The sequence below is a fragment of the Curtobacterium poinsettiae genome, from assembly GCF_047226435.1.
GTDB classification, from domain to species: Bacteria; Actinomycetota; Actinomycetes; order Actinomycetales; family Microbacteriaceae; genus Curtobacterium; species Curtobacterium poinsettiae.
Genome location: NZ_CP178434.1, coordinates 689,940 through 706,622 on the forward strand (window position 1 = coordinate 689,940; position 16,683 = coordinate 706,622).

The 16,683-nt window shown below is 68.9% G+C and carries 16 protein-coding genes; 5 read left to right on the top strand and 11 right to left on the bottom strand.

Translation table 11 applies throughout. The features are described from left to right. Window positions 1–52: 52 nt before the first annotated feature. Window positions 53–2,113 (bottom strand): antiviral reverse transcriptase Drt3b, encoded by a 2,061-nt coding sequence (gene drt3b, locus ACL00U_RS03335; RefSeq protein ID WP_412873821.1) that lies wholly within the window; start codon window positions 2,111–2,113, stop codon window positions 53–55. Continuing rightward, window positions 2,106–3,440: an antiviral reverse transcriptase Drt3a gene (gene drt3a, locus ACL00U_RS03340; protein WP_412873822.1), complete on the bottom strand. Its 1,335-nt coding sequence runs from the start codon at window positions 3,438–3,440 to the stop codon at window positions 2,106–2,108. Before drt3a ends, drt3b begins: the two co-directional genes overlap by 8 nt. A 397-nt stretch (window positions 3,441–3,837) precedes the next feature. Here drt3a and ACL00U_RS03345 point away from each other — a divergent pair, with 397 nt between their 5' ends. Continuing rightward, window positions 3,838–4,224: a hypothetical protein gene (locus ACL00U_RS03345; RefSeq protein ID WP_412873823.1), complete on the top strand. Its 387-nt coding sequence runs from the start codon at window positions 3,838–3,840 to the stop codon at window positions 4,222–4,224. Window positions 4,225–4,428: 204 nt separating this feature from the next. Here the strand turns inward: ACL00U_RS03345 and ACL00U_RS03350 are convergent, their stop codons facing one another. The 4 genes from ACL00U_RS03350 to ACL00U_RS03365 form a co-directional block, all read right to left on the bottom strand. Continuing rightward, window positions 4,429–5,895 carry an SDR family oxidoreductase gene (locus tag ACL00U_RS03350; protein WP_017886157.1) on the bottom strand — a complete coding sequence of 489 codons (1,467 nt, stop codon included), beginning with the start codon at window positions 5,893–5,895 and terminating at the stop codon, window positions 4,429–4,431. A 30-nt stretch (window positions 5,896–5,925) separates the two neighbouring features. After that, entirely contained in the window at window positions 5,926–6,381 is a 456-nt protein-coding gene (locus ACL00U_RS03355; RefSeq protein ID WP_152427159.1) for a GNAT family N-acetyltransferase, read from the bottom strand. A gap of 61 nt (window positions 6,382–6,442) precedes the next feature. Continuing rightward, window positions 6,443–7,420, bottom strand: coding sequence for an SDR family NAD(P)-dependent oxidoreductase (locus tag ACL00U_RS03360; RefSeq protein WP_017886155.1), 978 nt, complete (start codon window positions 7,418–7,420; stop codon window positions 6,443–6,445). Further along, window positions 7,417–8,343, bottom strand: coding sequence for an alpha/beta hydrolase family protein (locus ACL00U_RS03365; RefSeq protein ID WP_040419100.1), 927 nt, complete (start codon window positions 8,341–8,343; stop codon window positions 7,417–7,419). Before ACL00U_RS03365 ends, ACL00U_RS03360 begins: the two co-directional genes overlap by 4 nt. 154 nt (window positions 8,344–8,497) lie before the next feature. Between ACL00U_RS03365 and ACL00U_RS03370 the strand changes: the two genes are divergently transcribed. Next, window positions 8,498–9,100, top strand: a complete 603-nt coding sequence (locus ACL00U_RS03370; protein ID WP_412873824.1) for a TetR/AcrR family transcriptional regulator — start codon at window positions 8,498–8,500, stop codon at window positions 9,098–9,100. Between the two features lie 121 nt (window positions 9,101–9,221). Here ACL00U_RS03370 and ACL00U_RS03375 read toward each other — a convergent pair whose 3' ends face one another. The 4 genes from ACL00U_RS03375 to ACL00U_RS03390 all read right to left on the bottom strand — a co-directional run bounded on the left by ACL00U_RS03375 (window position 9,222) and on the right by ACL00U_RS03390 (window position 11,999). Further along, the gene (locus ACL00U_RS03375) at window positions 9,222–9,413 is read right to left on the bottom strand and encodes a hypothetical protein (protein ID WP_017886152.1); all 192 of its coding nucleotides are present in this window, start codon (window positions 9,411–9,413) and stop codon (window positions 9,222–9,224) included. After that, complete coding sequence (locus ACL00U_RS03380) at window positions 9,410–10,432, bottom strand: arsenic resistance protein (protein ID WP_162243005.1); 1,023 nt, start codon at window positions 10,430–10,432, stop codon at window positions 9,410–9,412. The genes ACL00U_RS03375 and ACL00U_RS03380 overlap by 4 nt, the downstream gene beginning before the upstream one ends. Beyond that, window positions 10,432–11,559, bottom strand: coding sequence for an NAD(P)/FAD-dependent oxidoreductase (locus ACL00U_RS03385; protein WP_056069196.1), 1,128 nt, complete (start codon window positions 11,557–11,559; stop codon window positions 10,432–10,434). The genes ACL00U_RS03380 and ACL00U_RS03385 overlap by 1 nt, the downstream gene beginning before the upstream one ends. 107 nt (window positions 11,560–11,666) lie before the next feature. Further along, the gene (locus ACL00U_RS03390) at window positions 11,667–11,999 is read right to left on the bottom strand and encodes a hypothetical protein (protein ID WP_056069193.1); all 333 of its coding nucleotides are present in this window, start codon (window positions 11,997–11,999) and stop codon (window positions 11,667–11,669) included. Between the two features lie 65 nt (window positions 12,000–12,064). On the opposite strand from ACL00U_RS03390, the gene ACL00U_RS03395 reads away from it, so the two are divergent. From ACL00U_RS03395 to ACL00U_RS03405, 3 genes are all read left to right on the top strand, one after another. Further along, window positions 12,065–13,003 carry a serine hydrolase domain-containing protein gene (locus ACL00U_RS03395; RefSeq protein WP_262118424.1) on the top strand — a complete coding sequence of 313 codons (939 nt, stop codon included), beginning with the start codon at window positions 12,065–12,067 and terminating at the stop codon, window positions 13,001–13,003. A gap of 57 nt (window positions 13,004–13,060) precedes the next feature. Further along, window positions 13,061–13,768, top strand: a complete 708-nt coding sequence (mtnN, locus tag ACL00U_RS03400; RefSeq protein WP_082509451.1) for a 5'-methylthioadenosine/S-adenosylhomocysteine nucleosidase — start codon at window positions 13,061–13,063, stop codon at window positions 13,766–13,768. 235 nt (window positions 13,769–14,003) lie between these two features. After that, complete coding sequence (locus ACL00U_RS03405; protein ID WP_412873825.1) at window positions 14,004–14,159, top strand: hypothetical protein; 156 nt, start codon at window positions 14,004–14,006, stop codon at window positions 14,157–14,159. Between the two features lie 54 nt (window positions 14,160–14,213). Here ACL00U_RS03405 and ACL00U_RS03410 read toward each other — a convergent pair whose 3' ends face one another. Then, window positions 14,214–16,637, bottom strand: coding sequence for an excinuclease ABC subunit UvrA (locus ACL00U_RS03410; protein ID WP_071251563.1), 2,424 nt, complete (start codon window positions 16,635–16,637; stop codon window positions 14,214–14,216). Between the last annotated feature and the right edge of the window lie 46 nt (window positions 16,638–16,683).

The window sequence follows — 16,683 nt, forward strand, 5'->3', positions numbered from 1 at the left end:
CACGCTCTGCGCTGGTGTGTGGGTCCCGAAGGACGTTACCTGGGCGCAGGTACTAGTAAACCTCATATAGGCGCTTGGCTTGAAGAGCATCGTAGAGGTCGAATCCGGACCAGTCGATGTTCCAGGACCTTGGTGGCCGACGCGTGCTCGGCCGTGGGGTGGTCGCCGTGAAACCGTATGCGTGCACGATGGACGAGCGAATGCTCCCCGGCACCCACGGACAGGTCAGCAGGTTGAGAGCGATCAGCGCACGCTCGGCGTCCGTCTCTGCCCGCTCTTGCGTCGTCAGGGCCCAGCGCATGCATTCGGCGCGCAGGCGTCGGTACTCGCGCCGATCCTTGATGTGCAGCACCAAGCTGAACAGTAGTAGAGCGTTCATCGACGCGGGCGCGACGAGAGCGCCTTCGGCAACGTCGAACCCACACCATGCCGCGAGCTCGTCCTCGGTGCACCCGTGAGGCTCCCCGAGGTCGGTCAGGCAGTCCAATAGCGTCGCCGTGACGACTCCCGGCGTTTCTGATCGGCTAGCGCGACGTAGCTGTTGCACGAGTTCACTCCGGATCCGCATCTCGACGCGCTCTCGGTCGTGCGCAGCGACGCTAGCCTCTCGCGCGAATCGGAGTGTTGTGCTTACGACCCGTGCGATCTTCACCGCGGGGCTCATCCGAGGCGCCCCGGAATAGACGAAGAACGCAAAGTCGACCAGACACAACAGTGCTGTTGCGACACGGTTAGTGTGCGTTCGCACTTCGCGTTCGCTTACTGCGGCTGCGCCAATGTGTTCCCGGGAGCTCCGCAGCAACCGTTCAAGCTGTCGCTCACATTGCAGAAGCGCGTAGTTTGCTAAATCGTAGTGGCTAACGCCTGTGTCGAGGAGGATTGCCTTATATCCAAGTATCAACGACGCGGTCCGAATGAATGGGGCGGGCAGTGCTGACGTGCTTTCGGGCTCCGGCACTCCACTGTGAATGTGCTCGCTCATGAGCATCATGATTCGTTGCTTGGCAACTGACAGAGGGGAAAGCCAGGGCGTGTGCTCGCCCTGCTCCTTCGACGCGTTGAGATGAAGTTTGTAGACCCGCAGCTTCTCGGCGAGCGTCGCTACCACGAGCTGCCTACGGTGTGCGTCCGCGAGGAATACGAAGTAGTCGTCTACATAGCGATGAATCTCGTAGTCAACGCCAAGAGTGAGGCCTTCGAGTGCGAGGGCCTTTTGCACGTCGACATCGACGGCTTGGAGGATGATCTCAGCAAAGATCCGCGAAACCTCGGAGCCAACCGTGATGCCGCTGGTTTCATTGTGATTCAGACGCTGCATAAGTCTGTCAAAGTCGTCCCCGAATGGCTCGCGCCCCTTTTTCGGCTTCTGTCCGCGTGGGCGGCTGATATGTGCCTTTGTAACCTCGTGACCCTCCGTCGCCCAGGCTACGGAGTGAGTGTAGATGCTATCAAAACACTTTGCGACGTCTACTTTGACGAGGTAGGCAAAGCGTCGCTCGCACGCGCGATACTGAGGGGAGTCGTAGAATTTGTAGATGTTCGAATACTGTTCATAGGTGAAGTAGGATCGAATCCATTCGTATTCGTGAGCGTCTTCCTCCACTGAATCCAAGTGCTCGCGACGGTTTTTCCCGAAAAGCCAATCTCTCATCACTGAGTAGCGAGCAACCCGACGTGGCCGACGGAGTGTGAAGCTGCTCTTGGCCGTATGGAAGAGAATGAGGTCAGCATTGTTATCGTAAAACTCGATGATCTCGAGTTGCGCGGCGGGATGGGGGACTGTGAGCGTACGGAAATCGTTCGCCCGGTGCTGGACCGTGAACTGAAAGGGCACGGTGGGGATCGGGTGCGCCGGGCCAGCGACTACCAACTCTTTTTTGGTCGGGCTCCCTTGTGACTGCAGTTTCCGTCCGAACGTAATAGCCATCAAGATGCGTGAGAGGTCGTCTCCGTGCGCCTGCGAAGGTCCGCTATCGCTGATTCGTAAGTGATTTCGTTGGACGAAATCATGAAACCCGCGATTGTTGAAACTCGGAGGGAGTTCGTACGGCAGGACGTCACTGAGGAGTACACGGGCTCCGTGTTTGCGGATACCACGCGTGTGCTTAGGCATCCCAGGCTCTCCTGACGCGTCGTAGCTGGTGAGAAGTGAATCGGTGTAGCCGACGGCTCTCGAAGCCGTCTGCAAAAGTGATTGTTTTGACTAGCACATCTAGTCCCGGGTCTAGCATCGCTGCATTGCGGGCCGTGGCCAGGTGGCGGTCTAAGTCTTGGAGGAGATCCGCATCGCGCAGGTGAGGGTTCGAAAAGTATATGCCAATAAAGGCGTTACGCTTGTTGTTTGCGAGTCGAAAGTTGCCAGTGAGATAACGCAGGCGGTCTATCAATAGCCGCCTATTCCCGTGATTGTTCTGATCGCAGTTCGACCATGAAGAGAATACACAATCAATACGCCTTTTCAGTTCATCTTGCCGCCCGTCGGTCAAGCTGACCGTTGCACGCGGCCCACTGCTGAGCTTGTAGCCCAACAACTCGAAAGGGGCGAGGATCCATTGAGGACTCGTTCGGGCAACAGTGGTCTTCGTTGACGACAGGCTCAGCCCGTTTTTCCGCGCCGTCTCTCCGATCCGAGTCAATTCGGTTCCGGCATCAAGCTCACCGTGTTTCACTTCACCCAGAATAAGAACAACATCGTCAACATATCGGCCGTAGTACAGGGTCCGAGGAATGCCGGACATCTGGCGATCGAAGTCGGCGAGAAAGTATTCTGCAAGTTTTGCGCTCAGCCCAACTCCGGTCGGGAGGCCGCGGTCCGTGCCGAGAATCGCGTGGGTCTCCTGTAAGAGTGCTTCGACGAGGCCGCGAAATGTCGGGGAGAGGAAGTCTTGGGCCAGGCGTCTTCTGAGCATTCTATGGTCAATGTTTTCGTAGAACCGTTCGAAGTCGGTGCGAATGACCAGCTTCGGTATATTTGAATCGAGTACCCGGGTGACGTTCGCGATAATACTTTGGCGCGCAGTCGGGCGATGTGCGGTGATGTCGCCGACGGCACGTTGGAGCACTTGCTCGGCGAAAAATGCTCCTGGGGTTCGAGCTATAGCAAACGTACGACGTCCGTTCACCGGTGCGGTCTCGCGTAGACCCCAGGAGAATTTGCGCTCTTCAACAGCGGTGATTAGGGCGTCGCTCGTGTCGGCGAGCGCCGCGTCACGAGCTTCTTCCGCGGACTTCGAAGCGGTTTCGGCTCTTCGCGCAAGAACCGTCTCTGCGTCCCCAATCAGAGGCAGGCGCGACGCCGCTCGAAGCTCTCGGCGCGCATCGCGGCGGTTAAGAAACGCCTCTTTCACGTCAGGAAATAGCTCGAGCAGGCGATCGTCGCCCTTCCGAGTTTGGAGGTCCCAGATGCGCTTGAGGTTGCTGGTAGAGAAAGACTGTTCCATAGGAGCGTGCGTTGTAGATCTTCCGGGTGGTCGACATCGTTGGCAGGTGAGCGCACATGCGGAGCTCCTCGAGCCTTCCTCAGGCCAGCCTAGGGGACTGCTGCTCCCGGGGGCGCCTCGAAGCGGTCACCGGCAAGGAGGTGCACTAGGCACGTGGCCGAGGTCTTGGTGGCCACAGTCCCCGCCTGAACCGGGCTGTTTGATGACTGACGTGGTCAGTGGTGTGTCACAAGCTGCTTTACAAGGGGCTCGCTAATGGTCCGAGGGGATGCGGTGTGTCATCCCCGGGCTGACGGTGCTGGTAGAGATGTTTGACCACGACGTGCAACGGACGTTTCGGAAGCGCCGCAAGCAGGCGGCATACTGCCCGGCTCGGTGCTACTAGCTACTCGAAGGCATGTACGAGGGGCTCCTTGGAGAGCACGCCGTGCCGCTAGCCGACCTCGAACTCGCCACAGTGCTGTTCGCGTTGTATCTCCATGTTGATCCTCGGGAGGCAGCGGATCAGGCTGGAGCCTTCGTCGCGTCGGAGCGAGGGCGGCTGGAGTCACTCCTGGCCGAACAGCCTCCTACGCGCCAGTACCACCTGGACAGTAGGGACTGGCTTGTCAACCCGCCGGAGGTGTTGGCAGTCCTCGAAGGCGCAGTCACTGCACCGTACGCTCTCGCTGACGTCATGCGCGACACCGAGGACGAGGGAAATGTCCGGTACACCTGTGCTGCCTACGGCGTGACCCTCTTGGAGTGGGGCAAGGCCGAGGGCCGTTGGAACAGATCTCCGTAACCCGGGGAACGCTAGACGTTATTGGGACGATCCGCGGCACCACTGGCGTCCGCGAATAGGGGGACACCTCTTTCGACTTAGCGGCGTCAAGGCAGCCACACGACGACGAAGTGTTTCGCGACTTCCTGCTCCGTTTCGGCGAGGTGCTGCCGCAGGAGGCGGCTGCGTCGAAGCACTGACGGAACCGACCCGGTCAGCCGCTCGTCACCACGAACTCGGCGCGTAGTCCTTCAGGAAGACGCCGAACACGTCCTCGCCCGCTTCACCCCGGACGATCGGGTCGTAGACACGGGCTGCCCCGTCGACCAGGTCGAGCGGCGCGTGGAAGCCCTCTTCGGCGAGCCGGACCTTCGTGGGGTGCGGCCGCTCGTCGGTGATCCAGCCGGTGTCGACGCTCGTCATCAGGATGTTGTCGGTCTCGAACATCTCCTGCGCGCTCGTGCGGGTGAGCATGTTCACGGCGGCCTTCGCCATGTTCGTGTGCGGGTGACCCGGCCCCTTGTAGGCGCGGCCGAACACCCCTTCCATGGCGCTGACGTTCACCACGTAGGTGCGGCGTCCCGTGCTGGCGGCCATCGCGGGGCGGAGCTTCGAGATCAGGATGAACGGCGCCGTGGTGTTGGCCAGCTGGACCTCGAGCATCTCGAGCGGGTCGACCTCGTCGACCTGCTGGGTCCACGAGTTCTCGTCGTGCAGGTCGGGGACCAGGCCACCGGCGTCGATCGCGGTGCCCAGGGCGAGCCGCTCGAGCGAGCTCGAGCCCGGGGCCATGGCCTGTTCGGTCAGCTCGTCGGCACGGGCTGCGGCGGCCGCGAGGATCGGGTGCGCGGCAACTGAACGGGCGAGCGCCAGCGGGTGCTGGTCGTTCGTGTGCCCGAAGGTCACGAGTTCGGGCAGCGGTCCGTCGGGCAGCGGCGCGAGTTCCGCGTCGACGAGCGGCTGGTAGGCGCCGGTCGACCGGCGCACGGTCTGCGTGGCGTTGTTGATCAGGATGTCGAGGGGGCCGGAGGCGGCCACGTCCTCGGCGAGCCCGATCACTTGGGCGGGGTCGCGCAGGTCGATGCCGACGACCTTCAGGCGGTCCATCCAGTCGGCGGAGTCGGGCAGGCTCGCGAACCGGCGCACCGCGTCGCGGGGGAACCGCGTGGTGATGGTGGTGTGGGCCCCGTCGCGCAGGAGCCGGAGCGCGATGTACATGCCGATCTTCGCGCGGCCACCGGTGAGCAGCGCCCGCTTGCCGGTCAGGTCCGTCCGGGCGTCGCGCTTCGCGTGGCTCATGCGGGCGCACGCCGGGCAGAGCTGGTGGTAGAACGCGTCGACGACCGTGTAGTGCTGCTTGCACATGTAGCAGGGGCGCGACTTCAGCAGCGTGCCCGCGGTGGTCGACGCGGTCGAGGCGCTGATCGGGACGCCGCGGGTCTCGTCGTCGATCCGGTCGGCGGCCCCGGTGGCGGTGGCGGCGATCACCCGGCGGTCGGCCTCGGCGATGACGCCGCGCTTCTCGAGCCGGTGCGCACGCTTGACGGCCTTGAACATCTTCGCGGTGGCCTGGCGCACCCGGATGAAGTCCGGGTGCGTCTCGTCGATCGACGGCAGCTGCTCGAGCACCCGGAGCGCGACGGTCAGGTCGTCGGGGTCGATGCCGCTGGGTTCGGGGTGCTCGGAGCTCACACGCGATCCTACGTCGGGAGGCAGCGTCGATCAGACGAGCTGCCGCTCCATGCACACGCTCGTCGGGTCGTCGACGTACGGGCCGAACCGGGGGATGTCCGCGTACCCAGCCTTCCGGTAGAGCGCGATGGCCGCGGCCTGCGGCAGGCCGGTCTCGAGCCGGACGGTCCCGATGCCGACCGCGCGGGCACGGTCGTGCAGGGCGTCGAGCAGCCGCGTCCCCACGCCGAGCCCACGCGCGGCGTCGCTCACGAACATGCGCTTGACCTCGCCGGTGCCGTCGCCGGCGTCGACGAGCGCCACCGTGCCGAGGGCGGTGCCGTCCTCACGCGCCACCAGGAACGCGACGTCGGGCTGGTCCAGGTCGTCGACGTCCAGGGCGTGGTAGTTCTCGGCCGGGTAGAGGCTCAGTCCGTAGTCGTCGCCCTGCTGCAGCAGGTGCAGGACGTCGTCCTGCCGGGGGCTCTCGATCCGCACGGTCAGCACCGTCACACAGTAGCGAGGACGACGAGAACAGTGAGCAGACGAGGCACCCGGCCCACGGCGATCAGGCCAGGAGTCCCTCGCTGACCTCCCACAGCCGGCGCGCGTCGCCGGCGTCGAGCATGGCCGAGTTCGCGTTCGACGGGATGCGGTCCGCGGTGAGGGGCAGGACCCGGTCGTCGATCACGGCGACGTCGCTGTCCTTCAGGTAGACCCCGCCGACGCCGTCGAGCAGCAGGCTCGCGGCACCGAACACGAGCGTGGCTGCGCCCTGCTCGACGGTCTTCTTGCCGACCTCGGGGTCGATGACGGTCACCCCGTGGTCGTCGACCAGTCCCTGCTCCCGGTACGAAGCGATCTGCGAGGCGTCGTGCGGGCCGGGTCCGATGATGACGCCCGGGTGCGCGGCGAAGGCACGGATGCCTTGGCCGGCGTACCGGCGGTCGAGCTCCACCGTGAACAGGACGTTGGCGCGCTTCGACTGCCCGTACGCGGTGACCGGGTCGTACCCGTGGGTGAACGTCAGGTCGTCCCACCGGATCTGCCCGAACCGCGCCGCACCGGAGGTGACGGTCAGGACCCGCGCACCACGGGCCTCCAGGAGGGCGGGGAGGAGCGCCCGCGTGAGCTGGAAGTGCCCGAGGTGCGTCGTCGAGAACGCCAGTTCGTTGCCGCGGCCGTCGAGCCGGCGGTCCGGGGTGAAGAGCATCGCAGCACTGTTCACGAGCATGTGCAGCGGGCGGCTGGAGGCCGACCAGCGCGCGGCGAAGGCGTCGACCGACGACGGGTCGGTGAGGTCGAGGGCCTCGACGCGGATGCCCGGGATGTGGGCGACTGCTGCGGATGCCCGGTCGACGTCACGGGAGGCGACGGTGACGTCGGCGCCGGCCGCCGCGAGGGCGCGGCTGGTCTCGCGGCCGAGGCGGCTGTGGCCGCCGGTCACGACGACGTTCCGGCCGGTCAGGTCGACGCCGTGCAGGACGTCGGCGGCGGTGGACGCGGCGGTGAAGCCGCTGGGCAGGGGGTGCTGGTCGGTGATCACGAGTGGTGCTCCTTCGATTCGATGTGGCCGGCGGCGGTGGCAGGGCCGACGGCGTCGGCGATCGCCGACCACGCGTCGGGGTCGAGGCCGAGCGCGGTCCGGAGGAACGCCGTCGTGGTCTGGCGGACGAGGTCCACACGCTCGGGGCTCTCGTCGGTGGTGGCGGTCGACTCGTAGTCCTGGATCCCGCCGAGCAGGTGCTCGCCGCCGTGGAGTGTCACCAGGTGCCGCGCGCCGGGGCTCAGGTGGTAGACGTCGGTGAACCAGTCCGGGCCTCGCGTCGAGAGCTGGGACTGGTCGTGGTCGCCGGCGACGACGAGTGACGGGGTGTGCAGCTGGCTGAAGTCGGGGCTCATGAACGCGAAGTGCTCCTGCGCGAACGGCACGAGGTCGCCGCGCGCGATCCCGGTGGTGGACAGCAGGACCCCGGCGCGCACGCGGTGGTCGGTGCGGTCCTCGCCCGGCTGTCCGTCGGCGTCCAGGACGCGGGCCCCGAGCAGCATGCCCACGGACTGTCCGCCCCACGAGTGTCCGACCGCGGCGAGGCGTGCGGTGTCGACGCGCCCGCTCAGGCCGGGGACCGCGTCGATGATCTGGTCGAGGTCGTCGAGCACGCGCTCGAGGTCGTCGACCCGCGTCCGCCAGATGGTCGGGTAGCGCGGGTCGTCGAGCGTCAGCCCGTAGGACTTCGCGTCGAGGAACGTCGGTTGGACGACGACGAAGCCGTTCGCGGTCCAGTGGTCGACCAGGGGGTCGCCGCCGGTCATGGACTGGCCGAAGCCGTGGGCGAAGACGATGACGGGCAGGTCCGTGCCGGTCGTCGGTGCCGTGATCCGGACCTCGAGGTCCTGACCGCGCGAGGGTGCGGGGAGTGTGACGGGGCGCACGCTGATGACCTGTGGTCGGGGTGCTGTGGGTGCCATGGGGGCCTTTCCGGGATGCGGTGTTGCCCGCGGACGGAGCGACTGTCGTCCGAAACGGAGCGACGTTCCGGAACGATACGGAACAGCGATCCGGATTGCAAGGGGAAGCGGAGCACTGTTCCGCATCGCGTCGGTGTCGTGCGATGATCGAGGCATGAGCACCCCGTCGACCGACCCCGCGCCGCGTCGCCGTCGCGACGTGGAGCGCAACGAGCGCACGATCCTCGACGCCGCTGCCGGGGTCTTCGCCGCCTCGGGCGTCGGCGCACCGGTGCGCGAGGTCGCCACCGCCGCGGGGGTCGGGGTGGGCACGCTCTACCGGCACTTCCCGACCCGTTCGGACCTGGTCGTCGCCGTCTACCGGCACCAGATCGAGGCCCTGGTCGACGCGGGGCCCGCGCTGCTCGGCTCGGAGCCGACGCCGTTCGCCGCCCTGCTGCGCTGGGTGCACCAGTTCGTCGACTTCCTCGGCACCAAGAACGGTCTGGCGCGCGTCTGGGAGGGCGACGCCGACGGCTTCACGGCGCTGCACACCCTGTTCGTCGACGAGCTCGTGCCCGTGCTCGGCCGACTGCTCGACGCCGCGCGGGCGTCCGGCGAGGTGGCCGCGCCGACCCCGCCGTACCAGCTGCTCCGGGCCGTCGGTGACCTGGTGGCGTGGAGTCCCCAGGACCCCGACTACGACGTCCGGACGATCGTGACCCTCCTGGTCACCGGGCTGCGGCAGGCGCAGCCGACGGTGACCGACAGCGCGTAGCCGGCCACGTGCACCGGTCGCGACCGGCACCGGACTGGAGGCGCGGTGCGGGCCCGTCACGGGCCTCCCGTCCGGCATCGTGACCGTCTCGGGCCGTACCAGCGCCGTCGGAGCGCCCCGCTCAGCGTCGGCCCGGCTCCGCGGGGTCGTGCTCGGTGTCCTCGTGCTCCGGCAGCACGTCGACGTCGGTGACCGTGTACCCGAGGGGCACCTGGCCCAGCGCGAGCAGGAGCGCCGTCCGCCGGTCGTCGTGCTCGGTCTCGATCACCCGCCGCTCGGTCGGCACGACGACGAGCCGGACCCGGTGCGTCACGGGTGCCCCCAAGCTGCGGTGCCGCGCAGGCGTCGCCCGGTGCGCTGACCACGTCGCCGACGCAGCAGCAGGTGCCGCACCGCGAGCAGGTGCGGGAACTCGACGAGCATCCCGACCACGATCGCCGTGGTGACCAGGGGCTGGTGGGGGAGCGCGGCGCTCGTCAGCCCGATCATCAGGGGCGCGTTGCGGGCCGCCGTCGTCATCGCGAGCAGTGCTGTCCTCGGGTACGACAGGGCGGCGAGGCGTGACGCGGACTCGGCGGCGACGTACATGACGGCGAAGAACACCACTGCGCACCCCAGCACGGCGACGAACACCGGCAGGTTCGCCAGCAGCAGCCGGATGTGCGAGGCGAAGAGGCCGGCGACCATCGCCCCGACGATCCACGGGATCGCCCGGCCGGGCAGCGCCGCGGCGCGGGCTCGAGTGCCGGTCGGCAGCAGTGCGATGCCGAGGCGGATCGCCACGGCGATCGCGACGGGCAGGACGAACCACTGCAGCAGGGTGCCGACGGTTCCCACGGCATCGATGCCGGCGTTGCCGCCGAGGACCGTGATCCACACCGGGAACAGGAGCAGCTGGGTGACCATGTTGATCGGCAGCAGGGTCGCGCCCACGGCGGTGTCACCGTCGCTCAGGCGGGTGAACGCCAGGAACCAGTCGGTGCAGGGCGCCAGGAAGTACAGCATCACGCCGAGTTGGACGGCCGGGTGGCCGGGCAGGGCCACGCGGGTCAGCAGGAAGGCGACGAGCGGGGCGAGCAGGAAGTTCATGCTCCAGGCGATGCCGATGACCTTCCACGCGCCCGGTGTCCGGGGCAGGCGGTGGAGCGGGACGTCGACGAACAGGGCGACGACCAGGGTGATCACCAGCAGGTCCACCACGGAGCCCATGGCGTCACCGCTCGACGGCGAGACGCCGCCGATCACCGACCCGAGCAGGATGGCACCGCCGACGATCGCGGGGGTGGCCCAGAGTCGTGCACCGGCGGGGCGGGCGGGCCGCTGTGCCGGCATCAGCACGCGCATTCGACACCGCAGCAGCTCAGGTCGTCGGTGAGCATCCCGGCGTCGTCCCACTCCTGCAGCGCACCGCAGTCACGTCCGGCCCGTTCGCCGATGACGCGGGCGACGTGGGCGAACCGCTGCCGGAACTTGTACACGAAGCAGAACTGCAGCCCACCGTGCCGGAGCGCTGTGCCGGCCAGGAAGAGCCCGGGCGTGGTGGTCGACTCGTCGTCCTCGGTGAGCAGCGGCCACCCGTCCGCGCGGGTGTCGAACAGGCTCGCGGCCGGCCCGAGCCCCGGGCCGTACCCGGTGGCGAGGATCGGTGGTGCGTCCGCCACCAGGGCGCTTCGTCCGGCGACCCCGACGGAGAAACCGTCGCCGGACCGCTTGATGCCGGTGACCTGGCCGTCGTCGACCAGGGTGAGGCGTCCGCTGGCCCGCGCGACGGCGAGCCGCTGGCGGGTCCGCGGGGCGAGTCGGAACGACGGGTCCGATCCGCTGCCGGCGTCCCAGGGGTGGGACGGGTCGACGACCGTCACCGTCGCCCCCTGTTCGACGTGGTGGCACGCCAGGTCGATGCCGGACTCGAACCCGCCCACGACCACCACGTGCCCGGGCCGTGCCACCCAGGCTGTCTCGGCGGAGGCGTGCACCCCGAGCGACGTACCGGCGCAGCGGGGCAGGGTCGGGTCCGAGAACTCGCCGCCGGCCCAGACCACGTTCCGGGCGACGACGGGGCCGCGGCTGGTGGCCACGCGGAAGCCGTCGTCGTCCGGCTCGATGTGCTCGACCTCGGTGTCCGGCAGGGTCGGCAGGTGGAAGGCGGCGACGACGCCACGCAGGTACCGGGCGTACTCCGGCCCCGACGGGTAGTCCGTCGCCAGGCTGTAGGCGGGTGAGGTGCGCGGGTGGACCGCGTTGAGGTCGGTGGCCCCGAACCCGTTGCCGGTGAAGGACGGTGTCAGGAACCGCTGGTGCTCCGGCCATCGCTGGAACGTGTCCCCGACGACGCCGCGGTCGACGACGCCGAACAGCAGGCCGTCGACGGCGTGGAGCGCCAGGCCGGTGCCGATGCCGGCCGGTCCGGCTCCGACCACGAGGGCATCGAGGGTCTCGGTGGGGTGTGGTGCTGGCATGGGGTCGGTCTTCCCAGCAGCTGTGGCTGCGTCGGTGGAACGGCCACCGTGCTGTGACCGATGCGCACCATCTTAGTGAGAACCGTTATCAACATGCCATCGTGGCATCAGCCGACCGGCGACGAGTACAGCACCGCCAGGGTCGCCACCAGCCCGACGACCACGATGCCGAGGTCGAGGACGGCCAGGGTGACGAGTCGGGCCCGTTTCGGCCGGACGGCGGCTCGCACCACGACCATCGTCACGAACAACAGGGCCACGAGCACCAGGGCGGGCCAGCCGATCGCCGGCGCCCGGATCGCCATGAGCACCATCACGGCGGCGACGATCACGGCCGTGACGGCGCCCCACACGAGCCAGTTCGAGCCCGAGGCCGTGCGGAGTGCGGGCTGGTCGCCGACGCGGGTGGGATCGGGGCGGCGGGGCTGTTCGTCGGACACGAGCCGGACGGTACGCGGCGGACCCTGCCCGTGCCCGCAGCCGCTCGGACACGAGAGGATGGGGTGTGCACACCGCCGCGACCATCCTCGACGCCGTCGTCGCCCACGTCGACGCGACGGGGTTCGCCGCACACGGCATCCACGTGCGCACGCGGACCGGGGCGACGGACACCGACGACGTCGCCGAGCACCGCTGGACCCCCGACGTCCGACGCGAGGTCCACTCCGTCGCCAAGGGCGTCTGCGTCCTGGCCGCCGGCATCGCCGCCGACGACGGCCTGGTCGACGTCGACGAACCGATCGCCGGGTACCTGACCGGCACCGGCCTCGCCCTCGGCGACGGCGTCGACCGGGTCACCCTCCGCCACCTGCTCACCATGACCAGCGGGATCGACATGCCCTGGTCGGCGACCGAGCTGACGGACTGGCCGGACCTGGCGGCCGAGTTCCTGCGGCGACCGTCCCGCGGCCGGGTGTTCCAGTACGCGAACGCCAGCACCTACACGGCGATGCGCGTGCTCGAGACCCGGGTCGGCGACGTCGGTGCGTTCGTCTCCGAGCGGCTGTTCGCGCCGCTCGGCATCCAGGACGTCGATTGGCAACGCTGCCCGAACGGGTTCGTCGCCGGCGGTGAGGGGCTGGCGCTCCGCACCGAGGAACTCGCCCGCATCGGACACCTGATCCGCGACGGCGGGATCATCGACGGACAGCCGATCGTCAGCGCGCGGTGGTGCGACGCGATGCACACCGACTGGGTCGAGCGCGAGGGCACCGGCCCCGGCTACGAGCGGTACGCCATGGCCGGGTGGGGTGGCCCCGGGCGGCTCTGGCGGCTGCACGGTGCGTACGGCCAGATGCTCCTGTTCGACCAGACCGAGGGCGACACCGGCACCGACACCGACACCGGCACCGTCGTCACCGTCACTGCCGACGACCACCCCGGCGCCGACGCGCTCGCCGCCTTCGTCGCCGACGAGCTGTCCCGGCAGGTCCCCCGCTGCTAGCGGTTCCGACGACCCGACCTGCACGTCCGAGCGCGCCCGGCGTGGGAGGATCGGTCAGTGCAGCAGCAACCCGTCGCGATCATCATCGCGGCCATGAGCGAAGAGGTCTCGGCCTTCGCCGACCTCTTCGGCGGTGTCCCCGTGCTCGACGGCCCCGTCGGTGGCCACGACCCGCACCAGCTGCTCGACATCGGCGGCGCCACGGTCGTCGTGCGCCGCAGCGGCATCGGCTTCACGAACGCCACGGCCGCGGTCGCCCACGGCTTCCACGACTTCGGCCCGGGCATCCCGGTCATCAGCGTCGGGACCGCCGGCGGGCTCATGCACGGTGTCGCCATCGGTGACGTCCTGGTCGGCGACCGGTACGTCAACCTCAACGCCGACGCCACGGCGTTCGGCTACGCCCTGGGCCAGGTCCCCGGCATGCCGACCGGCTACGCGCCGGACGCCCGGCTCGTCGAGCTCGCGATGGGGGCCGACATCGCGTGGCCACTGCGGTCGGCGACGATCGGGTCCAGCGAGGTCTTCGTCACCGAGGGCCGCGCCCGCACCCTCCGTGTCGCCTTCCCCGAGGTGGCCGCGGTCGACATGGAGTCGGCGGCGATCGCGCAGTTCGCCCACGTCCACGACATGCCGTTCGTGTCGGTCCGGTGCATCAGTGACCTCTGCGCGCCGGACGGTGCCGAGTTCCGTGAGCACCTGGACGACGCCGCGGCGCGCGCAGCGCGCGTGGTCCACGACCTGGTGCTCGGCCTGCGTTCCTGAGTCGGCCCGGGCACCGGTCTGGAGGCGCGACTCGCCCCCGCCGGTCTGCCGGCGGTGATCCGGGCCTCCCGTCCGTCCCCGTGGGTCGCGTGAGCCGCGTTCCGCGGCCATCCCGCGGGCGGAACTGCGTTCGACGGACGTTCCGGGACGGATCGCGAACCCGGGTGGAAACCGCTCGTTAGCCTCCATCTCGGGGGGCCGAGGAACCACGGTTAATCACACAGGGAGATCAGCCATGAGCGCCTACACGAGCGACGAGAGCGTCGAACCAGCACGCATCACCACCTTCAAGCGCGTCCGCAAGCAGTGGCGTCGGACGGGTGAGGTCGGCTACACGCACAGCGGCAGCGACTTCTTACGCGACGACGCGCCGGAAGCGGTCCAGCGGTAACCAGCGGCAGCGACGAAGTGCCCGTCAGGAGCGATCCTGGCGGGCACTTCTGCGTCAGCGACCGAGCTGGTCCCGCAGGTACGGCGCGGTCCGGCTGGTGGTCGAAGCGGCGACCTCGGCTGGCGTGCCGGAGGCGACCACCTGGCCACCCTCGACACCGCCGGACGGGCCCATGTCGATGACGTGGTCGGCACTCGCGACGACGTCCATCGCGTGCTCCACCACGACGACGGTGTTGCCCGCGTCGGTCAGACGGGCGAGCTGGGCGGTCAGCAGCTCGACGTCGGCCGGGTGCAGACCGGTGGTGGGCTCGTCGAGCAGGTACAGGGTGTGCCCGGTCCGCGCGCGCTGCAGTTCGGTCGCGAGCTTGATGCGCTGCGCCTCGCCGCCGGACAGCTCCGGGGCGGGCTGACCGAGGCGCAGGTAGCCGAGCCCGACCTCGCGCAGGGTCTCGAGTCCGCGCCCGGCTGCGGGCAGCGGCGCCAGGAACGGCGCCGCTTCGTCGACGGTCATGCCGAGGACGTCGGCGATGGACGCCCCGTTCCACCGGACCTCGAGCGTCTCGGCGGTGTACCGGGAGCCGTGGCACTCGGGGCACGGGGCCCAGCTGCCGGGCAGGAAGAGCAGTTCGACGGACACCGACCCTTCGCCCTGGCAGACCTCGCACCGGCCGCCGGCGACGTTGAACGAGAACCGTCCGGCGCCCCAGCCGCGGGCCTTGGCCTCGTCGGTCTGGGCGAAGGCGGCTCGGACCGCGTCGAACAGGCCCGTGTAGGTGGCAAGGTTCGAGCGGGGCGTGCGGCCGATCGGCTTCTGGTCGACCTGCACGACCCGGTCGATGATCGGGTGCGACGTCGCGGCGCCGGGCAGGACACCACCCACGAGCGACGACTTGCCCGAGCCACTCACCCCGGTGACCGCGGTCAGGACACCGAGCGGCAGGTCGACGTCGAGCCCCCGCAGGTTGTGCAGGGTGAGGTCACGGAGCTCGAGCGTGCCGATCGGGGCGCGGACGGCGCGGTCGACGGTCGGCTGCCGGGGTTCCAGGAAGCGCCGGGTGACCGAGGCCTCGACCTCGGCCAGGCCGGCGACCGGTCCGCTGTACAGGACCGTGCCACCGCCGCTGCCCGCCCGGGGGCCGACGTCGACGATCCAGTCGGCTCGGCGCACGATGCTCATGTCGTGCTCGACGACGAAGACACTGTTGCCGCCGGCGCGCAGGTCGTCGAGGACGTCGACGAGCGACTCGGCGTCGGCGGGGTGCAGTCCGGCACTCGGTTCGTCGAGCACGTAGACGACGCCGAACAGGCCGGAGCGCAGCTGCGTCGCGATCCGCAGTCGCTGGCTCTCACCGGGGGAGAGCGTCGGCGTGGCGCGGTCGAGCGCGAGGTAGCCGAGCCCCAGGCCGACCAGGACGTCGACGCGGGTGAGCAGGTCGCGGGAGATCGCCACGGCGACCTCGGTGTGCTCGCCGGACGACGCCCGTGACGTCGCCGCTGCCGCGTCGGTGATGCTGGCGATCGGGCGCAGGACGTCAGCCAGGCCGGTCAGCGGCAGGGCGTTCAGCTCGGCGATCGAGTGGCCGCCGATCGTGACCGCGAGGGCCGCACGGGTCAGACCCGTTCCGCCGCACAGCCCGCACGGGCCGGACTCGACGAACTGCAGCACCTTCTTGCGCTGCGTCTCGCTCTGCGAGTCGGCGAGGGTGTGCAGCACGAACTGGCGGGCGCTCCAGAACCGGCCCTTGTAGGGCTTCGCCACGCGGTCGCGCTTCGGTTGCACCTGCACGACGGGCTGTTCCTCGGTGAAGAGCAGCCAGTCACGGTCCTCGCGTGACAGCTCACGCCACGGGCGCTCGATGTCGTAGCCGAGCACCGCGGTGACGTCCCGCAGGTTCTTGCCCTGCCACGCACCGGGCCACGCGGTGATCGCACCGTCGCGGATGCTCAACGACGGATCGTGCACGGCCGAGGCCTCGGTGACCTCGTGCGCGGTCCCGATGCCGTGGCACCGGGGGCAGGCTCCGGCGACGGTGTTCGGTGAGAAGGAGTCCGACTCGAGCCGGTCCGCGCCGGACGGGTAGGTACCGGCGCGCGAGTAGAGCATGCGCATCGAGTTCGACAGCGTGGTCATGGTGCCCACGGTGGAGCGGGAGCTCGGGGCGCCGCGACGCTGCTGCAGGGCGACGGCGGGCGGGAGTCCGGTGATCGAGTCGACGTGCGGGGTCGAGCCCTGCGCGATCAGGCGCCGTGCGTACGGGGCCACGGACTCCAGGAACCTGCGCTGGGCCTCGGCGAAGACGGTGCCGAAGGCGAGCGAGGACTTGCCGGACCCGGAGACGCCGGTGAACGCGACGATCCGGTCGCGGGGGATGTCCACGTCGACGTCGCGCAGGTTGTTCTCGCGGGCACCACGGACGCGGATGAAGTCGTCCGGCCCGGGTCGGTCGTCGGTCTTGGTCGAGCGAGGAGCGGGCATTCGCTCGATCGTAGGCTCGGCCACTGGGAGAAGCAGTGCCGCCGGC

Excerpts from the sequence above, each read along its gene's own strand:
- drt3b (WP_412873821.1), bottom strand. The coding sequence starts at position 2,113 with ATGCCTAAGCACACGCGTGGTATCCGCAAACACGGAGCCCGTGTACTC.
- drt3a (WP_412873822.1), bottom strand. The coding sequence starts at position 3,440 with ATGGAACAGTCTTTCTCTACCAGCAACCTCAAGCGCATCTGGGACCTC.
- ACL00U_RS03345 (WP_412873823.1), top strand. The coding sequence starts at position 3,838 with ATGTACGAGGGGCTCCTTGGAGAGCACGCCGTGCCGCTAGCCGACCTC.
- ACL00U_RS03365 (WP_040419100.1), bottom strand. The coding sequence starts at position 8,343 with ATGGCACCCACAGCACCCCGACCACAGGTCATCAGCGTGCGCCCCGTC.
- ACL00U_RS03370 (WP_412873824.1), top strand. The coding sequence starts at position 8,498 with ATGAGCACCCCGTCGACCGACCCCGCGCCGCGTCGCCGTCGCGACGTG.
- ACL00U_RS03380 (WP_162243005.1), bottom strand. The coding sequence starts at position 10,432 with ATGCCGGCACAGCGGCCCGCCCGCCCCGCCGGTGCACGACTCTGGGCC.
- ACL00U_RS03385 (WP_056069196.1), bottom strand. The coding sequence starts at position 11,559 with ATGCCAGCACCACACCCCACCGAGACCCTCGATGCCCTCGTGGTCGGA.
- ACL00U_RS03405 (WP_412873825.1), top strand. The coding sequence starts at position 14,004 with ATGAGCGCCTACACGAGCGACGAGAGCGTCGAACCAGCACGCATCACC.
- ACL00U_RS03410 (WP_071251563.1), bottom strand. The coding sequence starts at position 16,637 with ATGCCCGCTCCTCGCTCGACCAAGACCGACGACCGACCCGGGCCGGAC.